Origin of the sequence: Lichenifustis flavocetrariae, assembly GCF_026130545.1 — a bacterium.
Taxonomy (GTDB): domain Bacteria; phylum Pseudomonadota; class Alphaproteobacteria; order Rhizobiales; family Beijerinckiaceae; genus Lichenihabitans; species Lichenihabitans flavocetrariae.
The window spans coordinates 77743-102699 of record NZ_JAMOIM010000011.1; the positions used below are offsets into that span (position 1 = coordinate 77743).

General features: G+C 60.2%; 22 protein-coding genes. 10 read left to right on the forward strand and 12 right to left on the reverse strand.

Annotated features, from left to right (window positions below; genetic code table 11):
• Positions 1-31: 31 nt before the first annotated feature.
• The 3 genes from M8523_RS17130 to M8523_RS17140 form a co-directional block, all read right to left on the reverse strand.
• On the reverse strand, positions 32-1450 hold the full coding sequence (locus tag M8523_RS17130) for an MBOAT family O-acyltransferase (RefSeq protein ID WP_282586107.1): 1419 nt from the start codon (positions 1448-1450) through the stop codon (positions 32-34).
• Positions 1451-1459: 9 nt separating this feature from the next.
• The gene (locus M8523_RS17135; protein WP_282586108.1) at positions 1460-2782 is read right to left on the reverse strand and encodes a hypothetical protein; all 1323 of its coding nucleotides are present in this window, start codon (positions 2780-2782) and stop codon (positions 1460-1462) included.
• A gap of 66 nt (positions 2783-2848) precedes the next feature.
• Positions 2849-3553: an alpha/beta hydrolase gene (locus M8523_RS17140; protein ID WP_282586109.1), complete on the reverse strand. Its 705-nt coding sequence runs from the start codon at positions 3551-3553 to the stop codon at positions 2849-2851.
• A gap of 222 nt (positions 3554-3775) precedes the next feature.
• Here M8523_RS17140 and M8523_RS17145 point away from each other — a divergent pair, with 222 nt between their 5' ends.
• From M8523_RS17145 to M8523_RS17175, 7 genes are all read left to right on the forward strand, one after another.
• A complete protein-coding gene (locus M8523_RS17145) occupies positions 3776-4942 on the forward strand; it encodes a cysteine desulfurase family protein (RefSeq protein ID WP_282586110.1) in 1167 nt (388 codons plus the stop codon).
• Between the two features lie 69 nt (positions 4943-5011).
• A complete protein-coding gene (sufB, locus tag M8523_RS17150; protein WP_282586111.1) occupies positions 5012-6481 on the forward strand; it encodes a Fe-S cluster assembly protein SufB in 1470 nt (489 codons plus the stop codon).
• Complete coding sequence (locus M8523_RS17155) at positions 6481-6699, forward strand: hypothetical protein (RefSeq protein ID WP_282586112.1); 219 nt, start codon at positions 6481-6483, stop codon at positions 6697-6699. Before sufB ends, M8523_RS17155 begins: the two co-directional genes overlap by 1 nt.
• Positions 6700-6889: 190 nt before the next feature.
• Positions 6890-7639, forward strand: coding sequence for a Fe-S cluster assembly ATPase SufC (gene sufC, locus M8523_RS17160; RefSeq protein WP_282586113.1), 750 nt, complete (start codon positions 6890-6892; stop codon positions 7637-7639).
• 7 nt (positions 7640-7646) lie between these two features.
• Positions 7647-8975 (forward strand): Fe-S cluster assembly protein SufD, encoded by a 1329-nt coding sequence (sufD, locus tag M8523_RS17165; RefSeq protein WP_282586114.1) that lies wholly within the window; start codon positions 7647-7649, stop codon positions 8973-8975.
• A complete protein-coding gene (locus M8523_RS17170) occupies positions 8951-10198 on the forward strand; it encodes a cysteine desulfurase (protein WP_282586115.1) in 1248 nt (415 codons plus the stop codon). Before sufD ends, M8523_RS17170 begins: the two co-directional genes overlap by 25 nt.
• A 59-nt stretch (positions 10199-10257) precedes the next feature.
• Positions 10258-10596 (forward strand): SUF system Fe-S cluster assembly protein, encoded by a 339-nt coding sequence (locus tag M8523_RS17175; RefSeq protein WP_282586222.1) that lies wholly within the window; start codon positions 10258-10260, stop codon positions 10594-10596.
• Positions 10597-10617: 21 nt separating this feature from the next.
• On the opposite strand, the gene M8523_RS17180 is transcribed toward M8523_RS17175, so the two are convergent.
• Positions 10618-14043, reverse strand: coding sequence for a YhdP family protein (locus tag M8523_RS17180; protein WP_282586116.1), 3426 nt, complete (start codon positions 14041-14043; stop codon positions 10618-10620).
• 234 nt (positions 14044-14277) lie between these two features.
• Here M8523_RS17180 and M8523_RS17185 point away from each other — a divergent pair, with 234 nt between their 5' ends.
• Positions 14278-14751 (forward strand): peroxiredoxin, encoded by a 474-nt coding sequence (locus M8523_RS17185; RefSeq protein WP_282586117.1) that lies wholly within the window; start codon positions 14278-14280, stop codon positions 14749-14751.
• Between the two features lie 8 nt (positions 14752-14759).
• Here M8523_RS17185 and M8523_RS17190 read toward each other — a convergent pair whose 3' ends face one another.
• Positions 14760-15206 (reverse strand): RrF2 family transcriptional regulator, encoded by a 447-nt coding sequence (locus M8523_RS17190; protein WP_282586118.1) that lies wholly within the window; start codon positions 15204-15206, stop codon positions 14760-14762.
• Positions 15207-15327: 121 nt separating this feature from the next.
• Here M8523_RS17190 and M8523_RS17195 point away from each other — a divergent pair, with 121 nt between their 5' ends.
• Positions 15328-16233: a polysaccharide deacetylase family protein gene (locus M8523_RS17195; protein WP_282586119.1), complete on the forward strand. Its 906-nt coding sequence runs from the start codon at positions 15328-15330 to the stop codon at positions 16231-16233.
• Here M8523_RS17195 and M8523_RS17200 read toward each other — a convergent pair.
• The 6 genes from M8523_RS17200 to M8523_RS17225 form a co-directional block, all read right to left on the reverse strand.
• Positions 16220-17428, reverse strand: coding sequence for an MFS transporter (locus M8523_RS17200; protein WP_428350802.1), 1209 nt, complete (start codon positions 17426-17428; stop codon positions 16220-16222). The genes M8523_RS17195 and M8523_RS17200 overlap by 14 nt on opposite strands.
• A 204-nt stretch (positions 17429-17632) precedes the next feature.
• Complete coding sequence (locus M8523_RS17205) at positions 17633-18748, reverse strand: ABC transporter ATP-binding protein (RefSeq protein WP_282586121.1); 1116 nt, start codon at positions 18746-18748, stop codon at positions 17633-17635.
• Positions 18749-18761: 13 nt separating this feature from the next.
• Positions 18762-19583 carry a carbohydrate ABC transporter permease gene (locus tag M8523_RS17210; protein WP_282586122.1) on the reverse strand — a complete coding sequence of 274 codons (822 nt, stop codon included), beginning with the start codon at positions 19581-19583 and terminating at the stop codon, positions 18762-18764.
• A gap of 9 nt (positions 19584-19592) precedes the next feature.
• Positions 19593-20510 carry a carbohydrate ABC transporter permease gene (locus M8523_RS17215; protein ID WP_282586123.1) on the reverse strand — a complete coding sequence of 306 codons (918 nt, stop codon included), beginning with the start codon at positions 20508-20510 and terminating at the stop codon, positions 19593-19595.
• A 248-nt stretch (positions 20511-20758) separates the two neighbouring features.
• Positions 20759-22078 carry an ABC transporter substrate-binding protein gene (locus M8523_RS17220; protein ID WP_428350770.1) on the reverse strand — a complete coding sequence of 440 codons (1320 nt, stop codon included), beginning with the start codon at positions 22076-22078 and terminating at the stop codon, positions 20759-20761.
• 114 nt (positions 22079-22192) lie between these two features.
• Positions 22193-23158, reverse strand: coding sequence for a sugar-binding transcriptional regulator (locus M8523_RS17225; RefSeq protein ID WP_282586124.1), 966 nt, complete (start codon positions 23156-23158; stop codon positions 22193-22195).
• 249 nt (positions 23159-23407) lie between these two features.
• Here M8523_RS17225 and M8523_RS17230 point away from each other — a divergent pair, with 249 nt between their 5' ends.
• Positions 23408-23935 (forward strand): hypothetical protein, encoded by a 528-nt coding sequence (locus tag M8523_RS17230; protein ID WP_282586125.1) that lies wholly within the window; start codon positions 23408-23410, stop codon positions 23933-23935.
• An 11-nt stretch (positions 23936-23946) separates the two neighbouring features.
• Here the strand turns inward: M8523_RS17230 and M8523_RS17235 are convergent, their stop codons facing one another.
• The gene (locus tag M8523_RS17235) at positions 23947-24945 is read right to left on the reverse strand and encodes an adenosine kinase (protein WP_282586126.1); all 999 of its coding nucleotides are present in this window, start codon (positions 24943-24945) and stop codon (positions 23947-23949) included.
• Positions 24946-24957: the final 12 nt, after the last annotated feature.

Genomic DNA, 24957 nt, shown 5'->3' on the forward strand with positions numbered 1-24957 from the left:
CGCACAGCCGAGGACCATTGGACCTAACGCGCTAGAAGCGGAAATAGATGAATGGGCTATATGATCCGCTCAGGATCTTCACGCTTGACGCCGATATGAGCAGAATGGCGATGATACATCCCACGCCGGACATGTAGACGGGAGTCCGTCTCGGCCAAGGCGGCATAGGCGACACCAGCGAGGCGCTGCGCAGCATGTGCGGCACGATACGCGTGGCGAACAGGATGGCGAGCACGAGGACGAGCTGTTCCTGTCCGTTCAGAAGATGCCAAGCATCGACTTCATCGGACGCCGTGGGGACGATCATAGTCTGCAGCATGCCGAACGCTTGTGTCACGTTGTCGGCGCGAAAGAGCACCCAGCCGAAAATGACGGCGAGCATCGTATAAAGATGCTGGAAGGCGCGCGGCAAGCGGCGCAAAACCTCTCCCCACCCAAGCCGTTCGAGAACCAACAAAAGCCCGTGATAGATGCCCCAAAGGACGAATGTCCATCCGGCGCCATGCCACAAGCCGCAGAGAAGAAAGACGATAATCAGATTACGGTAGGTCTGCAGTGCCCCGTTGCGGTTACCCCCAAGGGGAATATAAAGGTAGTCGAGGAACCACTTCGATAAACTCATATGCCAGCGACGCCAAAACTCGGTCACCGAGCGAGAAATATATGGTGAGTTGAAATTTCTCGGGAAGTGAAATCCTGTCAGCCATCCCAGTCCGATGGCCATATTCGAGTAGCCGCTGAAGTCGAAGAGGATCTGCAGCGTATAGCAGACAGCAGCCAGCCATGCGGTGGTCGTGCTTAAACTTGCCCCGTTCACGAAGAGCGGATCAGCGACGCCTGCAAGCGTATCGGCAATCAGCACCTTTTGACCTAGACCGAGGCAGAACAGGTATAAACCAAAATAGACGTGCCTGCCGGTCACCACACGCTTTCTCAGTTGTCGGGCAATCGTATGAAACCGCAGGATCGGTCCCGAGATCAATTGAGGAAACATCAGTATGTACAACGACAATCTTAAGAACGACCGCTCGGCGCGCGCCACTCGTCGATAGATGTCAACCAGATAGGAGATCGCGTGGAATGTGAAAAATGACACACCCAGTGGCAGGTGCAGCCGAGAGCTCCATTCGAGCGAGGGCGCGTTCCAACCGAACGAGGCAACGAGGAAATTCGTATATTTAAAAAACACCAGCACAACCAAGTTGATGGCAACGCCAGCGAGCAGAGCCAAACGCCTTGCAGGCTCTGACTCGTTTCTGTCGATCCAGAGAGCTACAAAATAGTTCACCACCACCGACGCGAGGACGATCGATGTGTACCAACCTTCCCCAATGAAGTAAAAACCCAAGCTGAACACAACATAGACGAGGTTTTTATCTTTTAAAAAGCAGTATACGAGCAAAAATATTGGTAGAAATAAAAACAAAAAGGAAACACTAGAGAAAACCATCTGCGCAACTCAGTTACTACTGGCCTTTGATTGAAGTTGGGCGAGATCGTTTCCATAACCCGCGATACGATCTGTGTTCCCTTCCTGGATCAAAAACGCAACCCTATCATAAGGAAAACGCTGCTTAACTCGGGTGAGAAGCTCTCCAATCGTCTGACTTTTCATATCGTTGCTCGTCACATGGATCAATTTTGAAAAGCCTCCGGCAAAAACCTTAGCACCCAAATCTCCGAACGAATCCGACACAAGCAGTAGTCTGTCGGGATCGATGGCTTTCGAATTTTCGAACACGTGGGTTACGATCCGTGGGGTGTCGAACAAGCTGGAAATGTCGGCCGCGAGGGCCTTGGCGGCTTGCTCGTCGGATCTCACGTTCGCGTTGCTGATCTGATAGACGGGCCTGTATCGAGTTATGCCATAACTCAGCAGAAGTTCGGCTGGCTTCCGTGTCAGATCCAGCTTTTCCGGCACGTCACCGCTGATGCCAAGGGCTCGAAGATACGCATCCCGTACGACCTTAAGGCTCAGCCCATCCGCGTGCCAATTGGCTTTTGGAAAAAAAGCACCATCATCTCTGGCGGCTCTCATTTGCGCGACGGGATAGACATAGCGCATGTTGGCTGGTGCCTCGATGCGACTTAGCGGTGAACTCCCCCTTGCCCGATCGGAGCAAGCACGGCGGTACCGCGGTGGCACGGATAGCGGGAGGCGATCACCGTAGAGCGTCTCGAGAGTAGGCACTACGATGACGTCGATCGGGATTTGCCTGGCCTGCGCGAAGGACGAGATGGCCGGAAGTGAGTTTTGAAAGGCCGCGTCAACCTCTTCGCTGTGCGCATGAATGCACACATTTTCGAAGATGTTGTTCAAGTGGTCGTCGTCCGAGCCGTTGAGAAAAATGAACCCGTCGGCACCCATGGTGACCCTGCGCTGCGGCGCGGTGTTTAGAACATCGAGAAGGAAGGCCTTCTGGAAATGCGAAACTCCGACGATGGGAAAAATGCGATCGGACAGCCACTTCTGAACCTGCGAGGAATACTGGGCCGGATCAGACCAGAAAAGCGAGGACTGCGGGATGGCAGTCAAGGTCCGGTTGTGGAACTGTTCCAGATAGCCGCGGTCTTGCCAGTAAATGCCGATCGTCGGGATCAGCAGGACACAGCTGACGATCAGCAAGCCTAATTTGCTGGGAAGGGAAATGAGCGCATTTTGTGCAGCACCGCGGCGAAGCTTCGGACTCATGAAGAAGGTGTCTGCAGGAGAGAAAAACCCGGAGGTGGAGCCTCCGAATGCGTCAGGACCAAACGCATCGAACTCGACTCCCCGTTTCATTCAGAAAAGACCAGCCTCGACAACCTCTGGTGCCACAAGCCGGATCACGCCTCTGGTCTCCTCGATCTAGTCATCCTTAGACATGGGCGGCGGCAGGCGTTCCGTCCGCGTCGGTGTCGCGGTGCGGGTCGGATTGTTCAGGCGGCGGTCGAGATAGGTGCCCACCTCGGCGATCAGGGGATCGACGCAATTCTCGAAGAAATGGTTGGCCCCCGGAATGACCGCGTGCTCGATCGCGATGCCCTTTTGGGTCTTCAGCTTCTCGATCAATCCCGTTACCTCCTTCATGGGTGCCACGCGATCCTTGTCGCCATGGACGAAGAGACCCGATGAGGGACAAGGCGCCAGGAACGAGAAATCGTAGAGGGTTGCGGGCGGCGCGATCGAGATGAAGCCCTCGATCTCCGGACGGCGCATCAGAAGCTGCATGCCGATCCACGAACCGAACGAGAAACCAGCAATCCAACAGGCGCGGGCCTCCGGGCTGATCGTCTGCGCCCAGTCGAGCGCGGCGGCGGCATCGGACAGCTCGCCCGAGCCATGATCGAACGCGCCCTGAGACCGGCCGACACCGCGGAAATTGAACCGGAGAACCGAAAAGCCACGCTCTGCGAAGGCATAGTAGAGGTTGTAGACGATCTGGTTGTTCATCGTTCCGCCGAACTGCGGATGGGGATGCAGCACGATGGCGATCGGGGCACCGCGTGCCTTTGCATGATGGAAACGGCCTTCCAGGCGTCCGGCGGGACCGTTGAAAATGACTTCAGGCATTGAGACCTCGGTGTCGCGCACTCAGCCGAAAGCGCCCGTTCGACGCGGCAAAAGTGAGAACGGTTTTCACAACCAACCTTGACTCGAACCGCGTCGCATGGTGCTAGAATAATTCTAACAGGTTGCTCAGGCCGGTCCGGAGTCCGTCGTTGCGGGTTAATTGACAAGCGCGGCGTGCTTACCACGGGTGCGGATGCACTTTGCAAGCTTTTTGAGAGTCCAATGTCCGCTTCGCGGTGCTATCTCGACTACAATGCGACTTCGCCGCTGAGACTCAGCGCTCGCGAGGCTTGTGTCGCAGCACTCGATCTTGCCGGCAACGCATCCTCGATCCATCGCGAAGGTCGAGAAGCGCGGCGGTTCATCGAAGACGCCCGCCGACGGGTCGGCGGACTTTTTGCTGCCGCTCCTGAACAGGTGGTGTTTACATCCGGTGCCACCGAGGCAGCCAATCTGATGCTCACGCCGGAATTGGCGAGCCCAACGGCGCCACGCGGCATCCGCCGTCTGCTGGTCCAGGCGACCGAGCATTCAGCCGTTCTGCGCGGTCACAGGTTTGCGCCAGATGCCGTGACCTTGTTACGCGTGCGACCCGACGGGGTGATTGATCTCACCGGCCTTGCCGAAGCGCTCGCGTCCGATGGAGGTAGTCCGGCACTGCTGGCCCTTCAGGCGGCGAACAACGAAACAGGGGTGTTGCAACCACTGCGGGAGGCGGCCGACCTCGTCCATGCGTCGGGTGGACTCGTGGCTTGCGACGCTGTGCAGGTCGCCGGACGCGTTGCCGTCTCGCTCGCGGACACCGGCGTCGATGTGGCATGTCTTTCCGGGCACAAGCTTGGAGGGCCGCAGGGCACAGGCGCCGTTGTGCTTCGGAAGGGAATTGTCCTCGGGCCGGCGGTGCTTCGGGGCGGTGGCCAGGAGCGTGGTTCTCGTTCCGGCACCGAGAATGTGGCCGGAATTGCGGGCTTTGGGGCGGCGGCGGCAGAGGCTGGGGAAACTGACGGGACCGGGCGCCTCTCAGAGTTGCAAAAGCTGTTGGAGAAGGGACTGGCGGACGTGGCCGCGGATGTCGTTGTGTTCGGCGCAGCGGCACCGCGTTTGCCGAACACCACGTGTTTCGCCGTGCCTCACACCTCCGCCGAGGTTCTGCTGATCGCGCTCGATTTGGCAGGCATTGCGGTATCAACCGGCTCCGCATGCTCCTCCGGGAAGGTTTCTCGGTCGCACGTCCTTGAGGCCATGGGGGTCGGACCTCATCTAAGTCAGGGTGCCTTGCGGGTAAGCACGGGCTGGGCTTCGACCACCGATGACATCGCCCGTTTTCTCGACGCGTTCGGAGCAGCGTTGCGACGGATGCACAAGCGGCCGTTCGCTGCCGCAGCTTGATAGGATTTCGGGGCGAAAGCCCTTCAAAAACGCCGGTGGCTGTGCGCTGCCAATCGAAGGAGTGATCACATGCCCGCTGTCCAGGAGACCGTGGATCGCGTCAAGGAAATCGACGTCAGTGAGTACAAATACGGCTTCATCACCGACATCGAATCCGACAAGGCGCCGAAGGGCCTTTCAGAAGATATTGTCCGCTTCATCTCAGCCAAGAAGAACGAACCTGAGTGGCTGACGGAATGGCGGCTCGGTGCGTACCGGCGCTGGCTGACGATGCGCGAACCCGATTGGGCGCGCGTCGACTATCCGCCGATCGACTATCAGAATCTCTATTACTACTCAGCCCCCAAAGGCACGGCCGGCCCAAAGACCCTGGCCGACGTCGATCCTGAGTTGTTACGCACATATGAAAAGCTCGGCATCCCGTTGCGCGAACAGGAAGTGCTGGCCGGCGTTCAGGAACGGCGCGTGGCGGTCGATGCCGTGTTCGACTCGGTGTCCGTCGCGACGACATTCAAGGACGAACTGGCAAAGGCCGGCGTGATTTTCTGCCCGATCTCGGAGGCGGTGCATTCCCACCCTGAGCTCGTGAAGCACTATCTTGGCTCCGTGGTCCCGACCACGGACAATTACTTTGCGACGCTGAACTCGGCTGTCTTCTCCGACGGCTCCTTCGTCTACATCCCGCCCGGGGTGCGCTGCCCGATGGAGCTGTCGACCTATTTCCGCATAAACGAGCAGAACACCGGGCAGTTTGAGCGCACGCTGATCATCGCCGACAAGGGTTCCTACGTCAGCTACCTGGAAGGCTGCACGGCGCCCAAGCGTGACGAGAACCAGCTGCATGCCGCCGTGGTCGAGTTGGTGACACTCGACGACGCGGAAATCAAATATTCCACGGTGCAGAATTGGTACCCCGGCGACGCCGAGGGCAAAGGGGGCATCTACAATTTCGTGACGAAGCGGGGTGACTGCCGAGGCAAGAACTCCAAGATCTCCTGGACCCAGGTCGAGACGGGTTCGGCCATCACCTGGAAGTACCCGTCCTGCATCCTTCGCGGCGACAATTCGCGGGGCGAGTTCTACTCGATCGCCATTTCAAACGGCCGTCAGCAGGTCGATAGCGGAACCAAGATGATCCACCTCGGCAAGAACACGACGAGCCGGATCATTTCGAAGGGGATCTCGGCGGGTCACTCACAGAATACCTATCGAGGTCTCGTCTCGGCGCACCGCAAGGCGGACAATGCCCGCAACTTCACGAACTGCGACTCGCTGCTGATCGGGGAACACTGCGGGGCGCATACCGTGCCCTACATAGAGGCGAAGACCTCGTCGGCGCAGTTCGAGCACGAAGCCACGACCTCGAAGATCTCCGAGGACCAGATGTTCTACTGCCGCCAGCGCGGTCTGTCCGATGAGGAAGCGACGGCGCTAATCGTCAACGGCTTCGTCCGCGACGTGCTGCAGCAATTGCCGATGGAGTTTGCTGTCGAGGCTCAGAAGCTTATCGCGATCTCGCTCGAGGGTAGTGTGGGCTGATGGCAGAGACCAGCAACCTCGTGCTTGAACATCTTCGCGCCATGCACGGAGATATGGGCAAAATGGCAGACGCGATGCGGACCGTCGGCGCGGAGATGACCGCGCGGCGCCAGCATTCGTCCAGCCTGATCACGCTTCGAAAGCATGATCACCTGGATCTGGCCCCCATCAAGGTCCGACTCGACCGTATCGAGAAGCAGCTTGAATTGACGGAGTAGATTCAAAGTTTGGCTTGCTGGTCAAAGCCGGACTCGAAAGTTGCCTTCTGCCTCCAGCCTTGAAACCAGGGGATCGTCTCACCTGCCTGATCCCGCGCCAACGCGCTTCAACCGCCACGAAGGCAGACATCAAATTTGACTGACCTCCATGAGGCTGTTTGCCCATGGAGAAATTCAACGGAACGAACGAATGCTGGAAATCAAGAACCTTCACGTCGAAGTCGAGGGCAAAAAAATCCTCAACGGACTGAATCTCACGGTCAATCCGGGTGAGGTGGCAGCCATCATGGGGCCTAACGGCTCGGGCAAGTCGACGCTGTCTTACGTGATCGCCGGCAAGGACGATTACGACGTCACCGATGGCGAAATCCTGATCGACGGCGAGAACATCCTCGACAAGGATCCTGAAGAGCGAGCCGCCGCTGGCATCTTCCTGGCATTCCAGTACCCAGTCGAGATCCCAGGCGTTGCGACCATGACGTTCCTGAAGGCCTCTCTCAACGCGCAACGGCGTGCACGTGGCGAAAGCGACATGTCTACGCCCGATTTCATGCGGGTGGTTCGCGAGGCTGCCGCGAAGCTCGAGGTCGACCCCGACATGCTGAAGCGCCCCCTCAACGTCGGCTTCTCCGGCGGTGAAAAGAAGCGCATGGAAATTCTTCAGATGGCGCTTCTCTCGCCGCGCTACGGCATTCTCGACGAAACGGATTCCGGCCTTGACATCGACGCCCTACGGATTGTTGCCGGCGGTGTGAATGCCCTGCGGGCCGAGAACCGCGGGTTTCTGGTGATCACCCACTACCAGCGCCTGCTCGACTACATCAAACCCGACGTCGTGCATATCATGTCGCGCGGCCAGATCGTGAAGACCGGGAGCGCGGATCTTGCGCTCGAACTTGAGAAGAACGGCTATCGCGACTATGTCGCCGATGCCGCGTGAGGGTGCGATGACGGCTGAAATCACACGTATCAACACCGCCGCCGAATCCAAGCTGATCGAATTGTTCGGCGCAGCGAAAGGCGGCGTTTACTCCGGGGCCAGCCTCGACCGTGAAGCAGCTTTTGCGCGTTTCGCAAAAAGCGGGTTGCCTCATCGGCGCATCGAGGCCTGGCATTATACGGACTTGCGATCGATCCTCCGTGACGCCTATGCCCCGACGGTCGCGCCCACCGAGGACACGGTGGCGCTCGCCAGAACTCGCCTTGCAGAGATGCACGTCGAGGGCACCCGCGTTGTGATTCTCGACGGTTATTTTCAGGCGGAGCTGTCGTCCAATCTGGAACAGCCGGGCGTGTCGACCCGGTCCCTCATCGACGTGCTGGGCGGAGGACCCTCGGGCGTCATCGACCGGCTTGCAGTTTCAGCCTTGGAGGCCCAAGAATCGGTCCTGTCCCTGAATGCAGCTTTCATGCAGGGAGGCGCCGTCGTTTCGGTTGCGCCGGGCGCGGTGGTCGAGACGCCGATTGAGCTGCTCTTTTTGACATCGGGTCAAAGGGCCGGTGCCGTCACGACTCGCTCGCTGGTCGAGGTGGGATCGGGAGCGTCCGCGATCGTGGTCGAGCGCCATGAAGCGCTCGGTTCGGCACCAAGCCAGAGCAATCACGCTTTGATCCTGTCGGTCTACGACAAGGCATCGCTTCATCACGTGACAATGTCGAGCGGTGCCGAAGCAGCCACGCAGACTGTCGCTTCGATCATCGCCAACCTCGGGGCGGATGCAAACCTCGTCAGCTTCGCGCTCGTCACCGGTTTCGGCTTTGTCCGTCGTCAGGGCTTCCTCACCTTCAACGGTGCACATGCCAAGGGCGATCTCCGCGGCATATCGCTTCTCGACCACCAGGGTCACGCGGATACAACGCTGGTTGTCACCCACAAGGCAACGCATTGCGAAAGCCGTGAACTCTTCAAGCACATCCTCGACGACGAAGCCACGGGTGTGTTTCAGGGCAAGGTGATTGTGGCGCCCGGCGCGCAGAAGACCGATGGCAAGATGATGAGCCGGGCCATTTTCCTGGCCGACGGTGCCACCATGTACAACAAGCCCGAGTTGGAGATCTTCGCCGACGATGTGGTTTGTGGCCACGGCGCCACGGCGGGCTTTCTCAACGAGGAGCAGCTCTTTTATCTACGCGCGCGCGGCATCCCGGAAAAGGAAGCTCAGGCCCTGTTGCTGGAAGCCTTTGCGGCAGAAGCAATCGAGGGTGTCGGCACGGACGCGATCCGCGAAGTTCTGACCGAAAGTGTGGGACGATGGTTGCGACAGCGACAGGACTGAACGGCTTCGACGTTGAGGCGGTGCGTGCCGATTTTCCGGCCCTCACCTCCGTCAGGCCTTATGGCAAGCCGCTCGTTTATCTCGACAATGCAGCCTCCGTGCAGAAGCCGAGGGCGGTGATCGAGCGGATCTCGCACGCCTACGAGTATGAATATGCGAATGTTCACCGTGGCTTGCATTATCTGGCCAACGCCGCCACGGATGCCTACGAGATCGCGCGGGAACAGGTTCGCGCCTTCCTCAACGCTGGTTCAGTCGACGAGATCATCTTCACCCGCTCGGCCACCGAGTCGATCAATCTCGTGTCCTATTCCTACGGCGCGGAGCGCATCCGCGAAGGGGACGAAATCGTGCTCTCCATCATGGAGCATCACGCCAATATCGTGCCGTGGCACTTCCTGCGCGAACGACAGGGAGCGGTTCTCACCTGGGTCGATATCGACGACGAAGGAAATTTCTCCATCGAGGCCTTCGAACAGGCTCTGACGCCGCGCACGAAGCTCGTCGCCATCACGCATATGTCGAACATGCTCGGGACGGTGACGCCAATTAAGGAGATCGTCCGGATCGCGCATGCGCGCGGCATTCCGGTTCTGGTCGACGGCTCGCAAGGGGCCGTGCATCTCGATGTCGACGTCCGCGATCTCGATGTCGATTTCTATGTCTTCACGGGGCACAAGGTCTACGGACCGACCGGCATCGGCGTCCTCTACGCCAAGCGGGCCCTTCTCGACGAGATGCGACCGTTCAACGGCGGTGGCGAAATGATCGACGTTGTGACCAAGGAGGGTGTTTCCTACAATACGCCGCCCCATCGGTTCGAGGCTGGTACACCGCCTCTCGTCCAGGCGATCGGGCTCGGGGCCGCGCTCGCCTATATGGAGACGATCGGCCGGGACAAGATCCATGCGCATGAGGCTGATCTGACCGCCTACGCGCATGAGCAATTGGGCCGCCTCAACTCGATCCGGATCTTCGGCAATGCGAAGGGCAAGGGCGCCATTGTCGCGTTCGATATGAAGTCGGCTCATGCCCACGACGTCGCGACAGTGATCGATCGATCGGGCGTCGCGGTTCGTGCCGGAACTCATTGCGCCATGCCGCTGTTGCAGCGATTTGGCGTCACCTCGACGTGCCGGGCCTCCTTCGCGATGTACAACACCCGTCAGGAGGTGGATAAGCTCGTCGAAGCCCTGCAAAAGGCCGAAGCCCTGTTTTCATGAAGGAGGCAAGCTTGACCAGCGTTGCCAATGAAACCGTCGATCAACCCAACAAGCCCGCGATGACACCCGCCGTGGCGCTTGCGCCTGAAGAAATCGACACTCTCACGGATGGATTGGTGGCGGCCCTTAAAACGGTCTATGATCCAGAGATCCCGGTCGATATCTACGAACTCGGGCTGATCTATAAGATCGATATCGACGACAATCGCTTTGTCTCCGTCGATATGACCCTGACGGCGCCCGCATGTCCGGTCGCCGGAGAAATGCCAGGGTGGGTGGAAACGGCCGTGACCAATGTACCGGGGGTCTCGGGCGCAAAGGTCACGATGGTGTTCGATCCGCCGTGGGATCAGAGCCGCATGTCGGATGAAGCCCGTGTCGCGTTGGACATGTGGTAGCAGCTCATGACGATAGTGCGGCTATCGCGCCGCATTATCGGGAAGAAGGTCCTTTCGCCCCGGTGTCGGCGCGCTACCCTCCTGGGTGGCCTCGCTGATGGCTCCAAAAATCTCACGCAGAAAGCCTGGCGCGAGGGCCGAGAGCGGGTCGACGGTAAGATTGGGCGAAGCAATCGAACCCGTGAGCCTGTAATTGATCCCAAATAGGCCCTCATGCGAGCCGCCGCCCAAAATTGGGCCGAGAACAGGAATCTGGGAGAACAGGTTGTTCACACCATAAGCCGGCACGTAGGTGCCGTTGAGCTGAATGCGATCGCCGCCGAGGTCGATCCATCCCCGGACGGTCGCGCCCATCTGAGGGCCGAACATCCCGCCATCCCGGATATTCATCCGTGACCCCGCCTTGTTGAAGATCACGTATAGTTTGGTGAAGCCGAGATTCGACGTGTCGATCTGCACGCTTCCTGACTTTTCCTGCGAGATCCCCTCTTCGGTCAAACGTTTCATGGCCGGATCTTCGCGCAGCGCGAAATTATGGATCGTCGCATATCCGTCGAACTTCGTTTCGGACATGTGGATCGTCGCATCCAACTGGCCGCCGCTGACCTTCTTGTAGAGATCGAGGAAAGCCAACGTCGCGCCTGCGTCGGCAGAAGATGCGTCGAGCACGAGGTCTCGGCCTTGCTGACTGGATTTGACCTCGAATGATGACCGACCGAATTTCCCGGTAAGCTGAACCTTACGGATCTGAGCGTCCCGTTTGACCATGCGAAGGTCAACGGCTGTCAGGACCTGGCTGTTCTGACCCGTCAAGACCGATGAGTGCATCTCGACCTCGATGTTTTTCGAACCCGATTCGGAGGGCGAACTATCCGAGCCTGTCAGGTTCTTCAGAAAAGGCCGCGCATCGATATTGGTGCCGCGGATGACGAGCTTTAAGCCATCCGGCCCCTGGGTAACGTCGGCCTTCATGTCGTCGCTGGGCGACAACTTGATTTGACTGAGCCGGGCCGACTGAAACCCGCCGTCGGAGTCGAGCACGGCAGCTCCGCGCAGCGTGAACGTTCCCATGTCGCAGGTTACGTTATCGAGAGCGACGCCATTTGCTGTCTGCGTGATCGTAAGCGTGAGACGGCCCGGTTTTCCGGCCGGTTTCAGCAGTCCGGGTATGAGGTTGTTCACAGCCGCGCGGCTCAAATCCACATCGACGGTGGCTGGCTTGTGGTCCCCGTCGCCGAGGCCAACGGACACCTTCGCGGTGATGGATCCGGTCAACTGCTTGCCGAAGTTCAATCCCGCCTTCACGCGGGCGGCATCGTCCATGACCAGCACCGCATTCGCCTCGCCGGGCCCCGCGCCTGCCGGTTTTTTCACGTCGAGCGTGGTCGGCGCGCCGAACAAGCGTGCGTCGCCCTTCAATCGCAGGCCGGTCTTGTCGAGGGCGAGCCCGATCTGTCCGTCGGTGAGGCCTTGCTTGCCGACGAGCTTATCGATCGCCAGGGCACTAATTTGCGCATTCGCGCCGATCTTGACGTCCTTGGACGTCGCACCGCGCCCGATTTTTAAATCAACGGAGAGATCGCCTTCGATCTGGCCGCGTGCGTTTCCGATATCGGAGGGAAGGTTTGCGTAGGGTTTTAGGGCGTCGCGCGACAGCAAATCCGTCAGAGTGTCGATGGCACCGGCAACATGAGCCGTGATCGTCGCGGCTGCCGGCTTCGGGTCGGTGCTCGGGACAACGAGGCCGCCACTCGCGACTGCGAGTTGGTGGCCCGGCGTGACCTCGATCGTCGCGGTATCCACCGCGAACGAGGATGTGTCGCCCGTCACGACCCCATGCCCAATGACCTTACGCAACGGGGGAACGCCATCCATGAAGGCCAGTGACACGTCGGAGACGGCATAATCCAAGCGCAGATGGCTGTCGGCAATCGAACGCTGAAGGCGCATCTTGGCCAGGTCCGCATCGTCAAGCGCGAATGAAACGGAGCCCCGCTCCACCATGCCACCCTGCAGATTGACCAGGAGCCAGGCCCGAACCTCGGCGGCGAGTGGGGTCGGCCAAATACGTAGGAGCGCCGGCGCGGGCATCCGGCCCGCATTCGCACTGCCCTTGATCGAAAGGCCAGACGCGGAACTGCGCAGGGCGACTTGCAGGCTGAGGTCCACCTGGGGCCCGGTGATGTGAAAGGCATCGACGGTCACGCTGCCGTCGGTGGGAGCGACGTGCGCCGAAAAAACGATGTTCTCTAGCGCTATTGGCTTTTCACCCGGCCGCTCCTGGCCAAAGACGCCTTTGCCCGAAAGCGATAGGGCCCACGGTTGTCGCTCACCTGACGGCGGCGTGACCCGACCCGAGACTTGATAATTGGACGTATCTGCTTTCAGGGTCACGGCATCGACCAAGATGGCCTGTGCGCCGGGATCGAAGTGAAACGAACCCTCCAGAGAATTCACGAGATAGGGTTCATGGTCGGGATCGTGAATGCGGACAAAACCACTGCCCGCCCCAACGTGTCCGCGCGCTACCACGAGCGCTCCTGAGGGATCGAGTCCCAAGGTCACATTGGCCGAGAATGGCAGATCCGTATCGACACCTATGTCCCGGAACGCCGGAATGGCTCGGAGGTCGTCGAGTGTGATCCCGTTCGCGTCGGCCGAGAGAGTGCGCCGGCCATCCTCCTGATGCGAGCCCCATGCCTGCACAGACCAGCGACCCGCATCGCCGTCTGCCGCGAGCGACATTCGCGACGCTCGATCCGAGAGCTTTTGATAATCGAGATCAAGGTTGCGAAACGAGGTGATCGTGTCGTGCGTGCGGTCGTCGAGGATCAGGGTCCCCTGCCCGACCCCGAAACGATCGAGCCCACCGGTGCCATGCACGGCATCGCTGAACTGATCGATCACTCCGGCCAGCGCTGACGCAAACCTTGTGGCAGGGGTCGCCTCGGGCGGCGGCGTCTCGGCGCCCGAACCATTGGTCCGCGGCGGGGTCGCGGCCGAAGGCGCGGCCGTCGTCATGGCAATCGCCTCGCTGACCCGAAGCGGTGCCGTGTCCTCGCTGCCAGCCGAAAGCGCGGTCGACCCATCGGGCAGGATCGAAAGTTTCAGCACGACATTCTGCACATCGAGACGCGTCGGTACGATGGATCCGGTGAGGAGACTGACCGGGTCGACGGAAATCACGGCCCGTGGGGCGCGAAAGATCGGCCGGCCCGCCTCGTCACGCACCAACATCTGCTTCAATGCGATGGCCGGGCGTCCGTCGACGGCTTCGACATCAACACCCTCGATGCCCACATGAAAGCCGGGACGAAGATGAGCCGAGAGCGCATCCAAAACAGGCGCATCGAGGGCCGCAACAGTGATCGGGCCATGCGCCAACCGCAGCGAAAGCAGGCCAAACGCCGCTGCTACAAACAGCAGCACCGTGATTGCGAAGGTCACGACAGCGAGACACAGCCGCCGCGTTCGGCGGATTACGCTCGGGGTCGCCCCCCACGCCCCTCGACGAAGCCGAAACCCACGTTCCTGGAGCGTAAGATCGTCAGTGTGATCAACCAAATGCCTCTTGACCCGCCCTGTCTTCAAGGTGGTTAAAAATCCGCGAACCATGGTGGCCGCGAACAACTCAGTTTATGGTCAAGCCATCACGGTTCAATAGGACGAAAGGAAGGCCGCATGAGAGCAACGTTGAACATTGGGGATCAGGCTCCACCTTTCGCATTCACAAGTGCTGCAGGTACGCCGCTCACAAACGAATCCTGTCTTGGACAGAAACTCGTCCTGTATTTCTATCCCAAGGACGACACGAGTGGCTGCACCAAGGAAGCCATCGAATTCAACCATCTCCGACAGGACTTCGCGTCGTCTGACACCACCATCATCGGAGTATCACCGGACTCGGCTCTGAGCCACGAGAAGTTCAAGGCCAAACACAAACTCGATCTGGAACTGGGCTCCGACGAGGCGAAGGCAACCCTCGAGGCCTATGGGGTTTGGGCGGAAAAGAGCATGTATGGTCGCAAGTACATGGGGGTGGAGCGCACCACCGTCCTCATCGACCGCGGCGGCAAGATCTCCAAAGTATGGCCCAACGTGAAGGTGCCTGGCCACGCTGCCGAGGTTCTCGAGGCCGCGCGCGCGCTTTCCTGAGACGCAGGTCAGATCTCGTAGGTCAATCCGTCCATTTCGGACGGTTTGCGGCACATGTCTTCGAGCGAGGTATGATCGAGCACCCGGGCCGATACGTCACGAACCTCGAGCATCATGAGACGCACCGTGCAGGTTCGGATATCGTGACAGTCGGCACAGGGACGATATGACTTGCGGCTCGCGCACCCGATCGGTGCCAGCGGGCCGTCCAACACCCGAACTGCGGCTCCGACACTTATCAGTGCCGGAGCCCGAGCCAACCGATATCCGCCGCCTTTTCCCTTCTTCGTGCTGACGATTCCCGCCACGCGAAGCTCTCCCAGAATCGCATCGAGGAACTTCTTGGGAATGTTGTTGGCGGTTGCGATCTCGACCGACTGCGCTGTACGACCAACGGGAAGTCCTGCGAGATGCGTGAGCGCCTTGAGCCCGTACTTGCCTTTGTTCGTGAGCATGTTGATCCGCTTTACCTACCCGTCCATATAACGGCGCGTGGCCCTGGATGCGAGGGCGCAAAACTACGCCGGCAGATTCGCATGGCGTCCCGAGCCTTTCGGCCAGATCTCAAGAGTGAGTATGACATCTACGTCGCCATTCAGCCGTTATCCTTTCACACCCATCGCCGGCCGGCCCGGATACGAGTGGCCCAATGGCCAGCGTCTCGCCGTCTACATCGGCCTGAACCTGGAGACCTTTGCGTTCGGTGAGGGTTTGGGGGCGGAACTGGCACCAGGCGGTCCGCAGCCCGATATCCTGAACTACGCCTGGCGAGACTACGGCAACCGCGTCGGTGTCTGGCGGATGCTTGATCTGTTCGACGCTCTCGATCTGCCGGTGTCGGTGCTCATTAACAGCCAGATCTACAAGGATTGTCCCGCGATCGCGACGGCGTTTCGGAAGCGGGGTGACGAGTTTCTCGGGCACGGCCGAACGAACAGCGAGCGCCAAGGCACGATGCCGGAGCCTGCCGAAGCCGCCCTGATCGGCGAGGCGACCGCGGCGATCGTGCAGCATGAAGGCCGGCATCCGGGAGGTTGGCTCGGACCGTGGATCTCGGAAAGCCCGCAGACACCCGACCTCCTCGATGAGGCCGGATATGAATTCGTGCTCGACTGGTGCATGGACGACCAACCGGTATGGATGCAGACCCGGCGGGGACGTATCCTTTCAGTCCCTTATCCGCAGGAACTCAACGACATTCCGGCCATCGTCGGGCGCAAGATGAACGGCGACGATTTCGCCGACATGATCGTCGATCAGTTCGACGAGATGCTTGAGCAGAGCGCGGCCGCGCCGCTCGTCATGGGCATCGCGCTGCATCCGTATATCGTCGGCCAGCCGCACCGGCTACGGCACCTGCGGCGTGCCCTCGCGCATATCTGCCGCTTTCGCGGCGACGTTTTCCTGACGCGCGCCGGCACGATCGCGGCACATGTCCGCAGCCTGCCGGATGGCATCGTGCCCGGAGTCAGCCGCGCTTGAACTCGGTGGTGAAGAGAAGAAGCGCCAGAAGAGGCGGCACGATCCCAAGCCACGACGCCAGCGTCCAGCCGCCCTGCGCATAAGCCCAGGCGCCAAGACCAGATCCGAGGGCGCCGCCGATGAAGAACATCGACATGAAGAGGCCGTTCAGCCGGGCCCTCAGGTGAGGCCCGAGAGAAAAGATCGTGCGCTGGCTGACCACGAGCGCAGCCGACACCCCGAAGTCCAGCAGAACGGCGGCGGCAAGCAGGAACCCGAGTGCCGTCTTTGAGCCCGGCTGGCCGAAGTGGGAGAGCGGGAAGGCAATCGCCACCGCCACAATTCCCAACCCGGTCGCGAAACGCCCCAGGTTCCGGTCGGCGAGCGTGCCCGCTACCGGCGCCGCGACCGCACCGGCCACACCTGCCAGTCCGAACCAGGCAATGCCGGCCTGAGTGAATCCGAAAGTCGGCCCGGCCAAGAACAAGGGCGTGGTCGTCCAGAATAGGCTGAACGCGCCATAGAGCAGAAATTGATAGGCGGCCCGCTGTCGGAGCACCGGGGTTGTCAGGGCAAGCCGCAACATAGATTGCAGCAGAGTGACATAACTCAAGCCAGGCGGCGGCTGGCGACGCGGCAGGGCGCGCGCCAGCACCAAGGCGAGACCGAGCGTGGATGCCGTGGAAAGCGCAAACACCGTCTTCCAAGAGGCCAGATACGTAATGAAGCTCGCGACCGGTCGAGAGAGCATGATGCCGAGCATCAGGCCGCTCGTAACGGTGCCGACCACGCGACCTCGTGTCTCCTCCGGGGCGAGATGAGCCGAAAAAGGGATCAACACTTGGACCACGACCGAGCATAAGCCGACCGAAAGCATCGCGATCAGAAACGGTATGGGCCGGGTCGCCAGGGTCGCGGCAAGAAGCGCGACCGCACAGAGGCCCAGAACCAAGGCGATGAGCCGGCGGTTTTCAACAAGGTCGCCAAGCGGAACGATGAACAACAGGCCGAGCACATAGCCGATCTGAGTCATCGTGACGATCAGTCCGGCTGCCGCGGTCGACAGGCCGAGTGAAGCGCTGATGGGCCCGACAAGGGGCTGGGCGTAGTAGATGTTGGCAACCGCGATGCCGCATGCGGTTGCGAGAAGAAGGACAAGACCCGTCGATAGGGAAGGGACAGACCGCGAAGGTTGCTTGGATTCACTCAACGAGATCGTCATAGGAGACCAGTCGGCAGGATCCGCAGACGACGTGACTGCAGGAGAGCACGACCGGCTTGTCGATCTGCTCCGTTAACCTATCGGCTGGTCTTTACAGAAGTGCGCCGTGCATTGCACGCCCTCGGTACGCCCAGCAGGCGGAGGCTGGGCTGCCATGCACCGGCGTAACCCCGGCGCTTCCGCGCCAGGACCTCTCGATCAGTGAACCTTGGTTGCCGAGTAGTCGTGTTTAACCTTCGGCGTCATGGCAAGGCCGTCCTTGTCGAACAGGTTCGACTCGCTCGTCGAAACGGCCAGCCGCACATTCGTGCCGACCGGCACGTTGAGACCGCCACCACCCTTGACGGTCACCAGCGTTCCATCGCCGACATCCACATAGACAAGGGTTTCGCCCCCGAGCTGCTCCACCACCGCGACCTTGCCACCCATGGGGCCGCTTTCCGCAACCACGAAATTCTCAGGCCGCACGCCAAGGGTAGCTGACGACCCAGGCGTCGCCCGCGCTGCCTCGACCGGCACGGACACGGTTCCGCCGCCAGGTAGAGTCACTGCGACACCCGTTGCGTCGGCGCCTTTCACGGTCACAGGAGTCAAATTCATTTTGGGTGAGCCGATAAAGCCGGCCACGAATGTGTTCGCGGGATAATGGTAGAGTTCAAGCGGCGTACCGACCTGCTCGATCTTGCCGGCGCGCAGGACCACGATCCGGTCAGCCATCGTCATGGCTTCGATCTGGTCGTGCGTCACGTAGATCATCGTCGCATCGAGTTCATTGTGGAGACGCGCGATTTCAATGCGCATCTGAACGCGGAGCGAGGCATCGAGGTTGGACAGGGGCTCGTCGAACAGGAAGACCTTGGGCTGGCGCACGATGGCCCGGCCGATCGCCACGCGCTGACGTTGACCGCCCGAGAGTTGGCCGGGCCTCCGGTCGAGCAACTTTTCAAGCTGTAAGATACGGGCGGCTTCCGCCACTTTCGCGTCACGCTCGGTCTTCGGCACGCCCGCGAGTTTGAGCGCGAAGGCCATGTTGTTGGCCACCGTCATATGGGGATAGAGCGCGTAGGATTGGAACACCATGGCAAGCCCGCGCTGGTCGGGCGGAACGTCGTTCGCGACGGAGCCATCGATCTTCAATTCACCGCCGGTGATCTCTTCGAGGCCCGCGATCATGCGCAGAAGCGTGGACTTACCGCAGCCCGACGGGCCGACGAAAACCACAAATTCGCGGTCCTTGATGGCGAGATCCACGCCTTGGATCACGTGGACGTCGCCATAATGTTTTTGGACATTGCTAAGGGAGACGGTGGCCATGAAAGGGTGTTTCCTACTTGACGGCGCCGAAGGTCAGGCCTCGGACCAATTGTTTTTGTGTCAGCCAGCCGAACACCAAAATCGGCGCGATGGCAAGAAGCGAAGCGGCTGAGAGTTTCGCCCAGAACAGGCCCTCCGGACTTGAGAAGGAGGCGATGAAAGCTGTGAGCGGTGCAGCCTTCGAGGCCGTAAGATTGATGCTCCAGAAGGCCTCATTCCAGCAGATGATGATCGAGAGCAGCGCGGTCGACATGATCCCGGGAAGGGACAGCGGCAGAAGCAACTCCAGCAACTGTTGTCGTGGAGTTGCACCATCCATACGCGCCGCTTCGAGAATCTCCTTCGGGACTTCGCGGAAGAAGGAATACAGCATCCAGACGACGATCGGCAGGTTCATCAGCGTGTAGACGATGATCATACCGGCCCAGGTGTCGAGCAAATGGGTCTGGATGGCGAGTATATAGATCGGAACCAACACGCCGACGGCGGGCATCATCTTGGTGGAGAGCATCCACATCAAAATGTCCTTGGTCTTCCGTGTCGGGAAGAACGCCATGGCATAGGCGGCTGGCGCCGCCAGGAGCAGGCACACGAGGGTCGCACCAACCGATTCGACAATCGAATTCGTGAAGAATTTCAGATAGTCGGCACGCTGGTTAATTTCGGCGTAATTCTCAAGCGTCGGCCGAAACAGGATCTTTGGCGGGGTCGCGACCGCATCGAGTTCGGTCTTCACGGAGGCGAGGGCCATCCAAAGAACCGGGAAGAACACGATGAAGGCGACGCCCCAGCCGAGCAGGGTCATCAGGGCTTTGTCGCGAGGCTTGGTTTTCATGACAGGGCCTCAGTCGAGATTTCGCGCGACGGTGCGCACCAGGAAGAAAGCCACGATGTTCGCCAAGACGACCGCGACGATACCCCCGGCCGAGCCACCGCCGACATCCGAGTTCAAAATCGCGGTCTTGTAGATCAGGAATGGCAGATTGGTCGACGCATCGCCCGGGCCGCCCGATGTGGTGACGTAGATCTCGGCGAAGATACCGAGCAGGAAGATCGTCTCGATCATCACGACAACGGTGATAGGACGGGCCAGATGCGGCACGATGATGTGGCGGAAGCGCGCCACGGCCTTGGCGCCGTCCATGCGAGCCGCCTCCATCTGTTCGCGGTCGAGCGACTGCATGGCGGTCAACAAGATCAGGGTCGCGAAGGGGACCCACTGCCATGCCACGATGATTCCGACCGAGAACAAGGGCATTGTCGTGAACCAGTCGATCACGCCAAGGCCGAGGGAACTGGTGATATAGGCGAAGAGACCATTCACCGGATGCATCAGCAGGTTTTTCCACACCAGGGCCGCCACCGTCGGCATTACGAAGAAGGGCGCGATGACGAACAGGCGTGCTGCGCCCTGCCCCCAGAACTCCTGATCGAACAGAACGGCGAAGAGCGTGCCGAACACGACCGTCGAGATCAGCACGCCGCCGACCAGTACAACGGTATTCATCACCGAGGTCAGGAAAGACGGGTCTGTGAGAAGATAGGTGTAATTGTCGATCCCGGCCCAGCCGGTCACTGTCGGATCGACCAGATTATAGTTCCGCAGCGAGTAATAAAGCGTCAGGACAAGCGGCACGATCATCCAGATCAGCAGGACGAAAATGCTGGGCCAGAGAAGCGGCCGTGTGTCCGTCGCGCGGCTCTGTGCCCGCCGAAACGAGAAACCGGCCGCCTTCGGAGAGGGAATGGTGGACGTTGTCATGTCGATCACTCGATCGAAAAGAAACCTCGAACGCCGCGCGAGCAAAGGGCCCGATACGGCTGGATCGATCGTTCGACGGCCACCACCGTGCCGCGTTCAATCGATCACTGCGGAAGTCTAAGCTCAGCGCGCTCTTGACCAAGGCGCTTTAGAGTCGATCATTGACCGGGAAGGCCGAGCCACCCCAGATCCCTGATCAAACGAGGCCCGGATCGACCGAGCCCCGGATGAGAAGCCGGGATGACCGACTACTTCGGGTAGCCCGCCTGCTTCATCGTACGCTCGGCGGAAGCTTGAGCCTTGGCCAGCGCCTGGTCACCCGTCGAAGAACCGGCGAGAGCAGCAGCGACATCTTGGCCAGCCGTTGTCCCAATCCCCTGGAATTCAGGGATCGCGGCGAACTGCACGCCCGTATAGGGGACGGGCTTCACGGTCGGCTTCGCCGGGTTCGTGGTCTCGATCGCGTTCAGGACGAAGTCCGCGAAGGGCGCGACCTTCTTGTATTCAGGGTTGCTATAGGTCGACATGCGGGTGCCAGGAGGCGCCGCGATCCAACCTTCGCTTTCGCCGACAAGCTTCACGTAATCCTTGGAGGTGGCCCACTGAACGAACTTCTTGGCGGCTTCGGCATTTTTGGAGGAAGCCGGGACCCCAAGCGCCCAGGACCAGAACCAGCCTGATGCCTTCGGGTTGGCATCTGTGATGGGCGCCGGCGCGAATGCAACCTTGTCGGCAACCTGGCTTTCCTTGGGGTTGTAGAGGTAGCCCGCCGTCACGGTGGCGTCGATCCACATGCCGCATTTGCCGGTCGCAAACAAAGCACGGTTCTCGTTATAGCCGTTGGCAGCGGCGCCGGGAGGACCGTCCTTCTTCATGACGTCCAGATACCACTTGATGGTCTCTTTCCACGGTTCCGTGGTAAACTGGGGCTTCCACTGCTCGTCGAACCAGGAGCCGCCGAACGCCACGGCTGCGGTCCCAAGCCAAGCCATGTTCTCGCCCCATCCCGGCTTGCCCCGGAGGCATATGCCGTAGATGCCGTCCTTTTTATCGCTCAGCTTGTTGGCGTATTCCGCGATCTGCGCATACGTCGGCTTTTCGGCCATCTTGATGCCGGCCTTCTCGAAGAGATCCTTGCGATAGAAGGTCAGCGAGCTTTCGGCATAAAAGGGCGCCGCATACATTTTGCCGCCAACGCTGAGACCGTCCTTCACCTGAGGCACGAGGTCGGCATAATCGTAGTCGGCGCCGAAGTCGTCGAGCGGCACGAGCCAGCCCTGCTTGCCCCAGATCGGAGCCTCATAGGCGCCGATCGTCATGACGTCGAAGGAGCCACCCTTGGTGGCGATGTCGGTCGTAACGCGCTGGCGAAGCACGTTTTCTTCGAGCACCACCCAATCAAGCTTGATATCGGGATTCGCTTTTTCGAATGCCGACGATAGCTTCTGCATGATGATCATATCGCCATTGTTGACCGTGGCGATCGTCAACTTTGTCTCTGCTTGCGCCGCCAGAGTACCGGCAATGAGCCCAAGCGCCGTCATCCCGCAAAAACGAGCGAAACGCATCAGTCTTCCTCCCAAAGCGGCTTGTTAAATGCTCACCGCGAGAGCAAATGCTCTGTCCTTTCGCAGTTGTTGTCAAGCTCTTAACGGAGCAAATCATTTATTGCGGCGCACGTACTATTGTGCAGTGCGAAGTAGCCCGTGTGCGATATCTTCGTCGATGATGACGCCGTTGGCAAACGCACCCTTGAGAGCGGCCCTGAGCGGCTCGGTCTTCTCCGCTCCACTTGCCACAAGGATCGTCGGGCGCTCTGGACGGCGACGCAATTCCATCGCGGTCAGCCGTCCTGCGATGGAACCTTCGATCATGGCACCCGAGGCATCGAAGCTGCGGCTGGTGAGTTCTCCCGCAGCCCCCAGCCGGACCATCTCGCTCCATTCGTGATGTGTCACGAAGCCGTCGATCAGCAGAGGCGCCTGTTCGTCCACGCGACCGACGCCGAACATCAGAGCATCTGCCTGATCGAACAGCGCCTGGATGGTCCGATACCCGCGCTGGGCCTTCAGGATGTTGCATTCCTCCTCCGTGTCCACGATCACGGGCAGCGGCAAGGGATAACATTGCGCGCCCACGCGGTCGGAGAGGCGCATCACCACATCATAGGGACTGGCTCGCCCATCACGCGAAAGATTGCCGACGGTCGACACGATCTTGTGGTCCGGTCTGGACATGGATGAGACCAGACGAACGGCCTCCCGCAATGTCCGCCCTGTACCGAACGCAAGGGTTTGGGGCACCTTCGGCGACAGGAAGCTCTCCAGCAATTCGGCCGCTTTATGCGCAACCCCGATCTGATTTTCAGTTTTTCGGCTCTCGCTTGGCGCCACATCGCAAAATGTAAGGCCGAAAGTTTCTCGCACCTGTTCGCCAAGTTCGATGCTTTTCACCAACGGGTGATCGATGCGGATCCGGACAAGCCCCTCACTGAGGGCCAAGGCCACAAGACGCTGCGCATTGGGACGCGAGACGTTGAGTTCGATCGCGATTTCGTCCTGAGTGCGACGTTTGATGTAGTAAAGCCAAGCCGCGCGAGCCGCCAAATCCAGGCGGCGCAGCTTTGGATCGATGGTCAGGTCGTTCAAACTGTTCCCCGACGCGTTGGACCCTGCTCTGGTTCTGCGAATAAAGCGTCAGCCGCTTCCCAGGGTCAAGAGCGTGTGGAGACCGTGCAAAACCCGGGACCCGATTCTTGGGGAAGCATTAATCAAGAGCTGTTTCCGGCCTTGCACCAAAGCGGCATCGAACCGAACGTCACTTGGCCGCGTTAGCACAGCACGAACTTAGCAGTTGGCCTTCGGGACTCGAAGGACCGACGCACTGGCGAGAGAACAATGGGCAAGCTGAACACCACAACCCGCGCCGCTCTGCTGGCGATCACGGTGGGCATTGCGGCGACGCCGGTTCTCGCGCAAACCCGCCACCACGAGCATCCGCTTACGATCACACGCCACACGGGCGCCGCCGCACGCGGCACAGGGATCGAGTACCGCGACGGCGGCCGTGAAATCATCGCCTGGGGCGGCTTCAGCGCCAACGGCTACGGTAACAACCGCATGGGCCGGGAAGCTTCCCGGCGCGAAGCACGCAACGAGAGCGTGCGTTTGCGCACCGAAGGCGTCTACGGCTACGGATTCGACGGGCTCGGCGGAACGTTTGGGGATGACCTCGACAGCGGCTACAACAACCCGAACTATGGCAATGCCTACAGTTCCTATGTCGGATACAATGGTGTTCCTACGAACCTTGCATTCGGCCCAGGGTTTGCAAATCGCCACATCACGGACAGCGACGACTTCGATACGGATGCCGACCTGCCAGGACCTACTCCCGGCGAGCTCGGATACACGCCTCTCGACTGATCAGCGCGGGCTCAACCGAGCCCGTTCTGTTCCGCCAGACCTGAGAGCGACACGTGAGGATGTGCTCCGACGTGTTGAATGATCTCGGCAGCCGCCAAGGCTCCGAGGCGAGCGCAATGAGTGTGGTCAACACGCCGGGCAAGCCCAGCCATGAAACCGGCCGCAAACAGGTCACCGGCCCCGGTCGTGTCAACCAGTTCGTTGATCGTAGCGGCCGGAACGGTTGTGTGGCCGCCGGCCGTGATGACCGCGGCGCCGCGGTCACCCAGAGTGACCACGGCGAGTTCGCAATCCGCCTGAATGGCTGCAACGGCGGTTCCGAAATCGGAGGTCTGGTACAGGGCGTGCAATTCGCTTTCGTTCGCAAAAACCAGATCGACTGTCTTCGACCGTATCAGTTCGAGAAACTCACTGCGGTACCGATCGACGCAAAAGCTGTCTGACAAGGTGATAGCCACTGTCCGCTGCGCGGCATGAGCGATCTCTGCCGCCTTCCGAAATGCGGTTTTGGCCGCCGCAGGATCCCAGAGGTAACCTTCGAAGTAGGTGATGGAGGCGGCTCTGACGACCTCAGGATCGATGTCGTCGGACGTCAAACCCTGGCAGGCTCCCAGGAAGGTGTTCATCGAACGCTGTCCGTCCGGCGTGACCATGATGAACGAGCGTGCGGTGGCAAGACCATCAATCGCATGAGCGGTTTCGAAGTGCACCCCGCCTGCCTTGAGATCCCGCGTGAAAAAGGCGCCGACTTCGTCGTTCTTTACCTTGCCCGCGAACGCGGCTCTGGCGCCGAAACTTGCGACCCCTACGGCCGTGTTGGCAGCCGAACCGCCCGACACGACCGTGACCCGCGGCATCAACCGGTAGAGATGCTCGGCCCGCGTCTCATCGATGAGCGTCATCGAGCCCTTGACGATATGTTCCCGAACCAGAACGTCGTCTTCGACTTGGCAGATCACATCGACGATCGCATTGCCAAGGCAAAGCACGTCAAAGTCAGAAGAAGGCATCTGGTCTCACAG

Bases quoted from the DNA above. Each gene is read 5' to 3' on its own strand.
- M8523_RS17130 (WP_282586107.1), bottom strand. From the start codon at position 1,450: ATGGTTTTCTCTAGTGTTTCCTTTTTGTTTTTATTTCTACCAATATTT.
- M8523_RS17135 (WP_282586108.1), bottom strand. From the start codon at position 2,782: ATGAAACGGGGAGTCGAGTTCGATGCGTTTGGTCCTGACGCATTCGGA.
- M8523_RS17140 (WP_282586109.1), bottom strand. From the start codon at position 3,553: ATGCCTGAAGTCATTTTCAACGGTCCCGCCGGACGCCTGGAAGGCCGT.
- M8523_RS17145 (WP_282586110.1), top strand. From the start codon at position 3,776: ATGTCCGCTTCGCGGTGCTATCTCGACTACAATGCGACTTCGCCGCTG.
- sufB (WP_282586111.1), top strand. From the start codon at position 5,012: ATGCCCGCTGTCCAGGAGACCGTGGATCGCGTCAAGGAAATCGACGTC.
- M8523_RS17155 (WP_282586112.1), top strand. From the start codon at position 6,481: ATGGCAGAGACCAGCAACCTCGTGCTTGAACATCTTCGCGCCATGCAC.
- sufC (WP_282586113.1), top strand. From the start codon at position 6,890: ATGCTGGAAATCAAGAACCTTCACGTCGAAGTCGAGGGCAAAAAAATC.
- sufD (WP_282586114.1), top strand. From the start codon at position 7,647: ATGACGGCTGAAATCACACGTATCAACACCGCCGCCGAATCCAAGCTG.
- M8523_RS17170 (WP_282586115.1), top strand. From the start codon at position 8,951: ATGGTTGCGACAGCGACAGGACTGAACGGCTTCGACGTTGAGGCGGTG.
- M8523_RS17175 (WP_282586222.1), top strand. From the start codon at position 10,258: ATGACACCCGCCGTGGCGCTTGCGCCTGAAGAAATCGACACTCTCACG.
- M8523_RS17185 (WP_282586117.1), top strand. From the start codon at position 14,278: ATGAGAGCAACGTTGAACATTGGGGATCAGGCTCCACCTTTCGCATTC.
- M8523_RS17190 (WP_282586118.1), bottom strand. From the start codon at position 15,206: ATGCTCACGAACAAAGGCAAGTACGGGCTCAAGGCGCTCACGCATCTC.
- M8523_RS17195 (WP_282586119.1), top strand. From the start codon at position 15,328: ATGACATCTACGTCGCCATTCAGCCGTTATCCTTTCACACCCATCGCC.
- M8523_RS17205 (WP_282586121.1), bottom strand. From the start codon at position 18,748: ATGGCCACCGTCTCCCTTAGCAATGTCCAAAAACATTATGGCGACGTC.
- M8523_RS17210 (WP_282586122.1), bottom strand. From the start codon at position 19,583: ATGAAAACCAAGCCTCGCGACAAAGCCCTGATGACCCTGCTCGGCTGG.
- M8523_RS17215 (WP_282586123.1), bottom strand. From the start codon at position 20,510: ATGACAACGTCCACCATTCCCTCTCCGAAGGCGGCCGGTTTCTCGTTT.
- M8523_RS17220 (WP_428350770.1), bottom strand. From the start codon at position 22,078: ATGCGTTTCGCTCGTTTTTGCGGGATGACGGCGCTTGGGCTCATTGCC.
- M8523_RS17230 (WP_282586125.1), top strand. From the start codon at position 23,408: ATGGGCAAGCTGAACACCACAACCCGCGCCGCTCTGCTGGCGATCACG.
- M8523_RS17235 (WP_282586126.1), bottom strand. From the start codon at position 24,945: ATGCCTTCTTCTGACTTTGACGTGCTTTGCCTTGGCAATGCGATCGTC.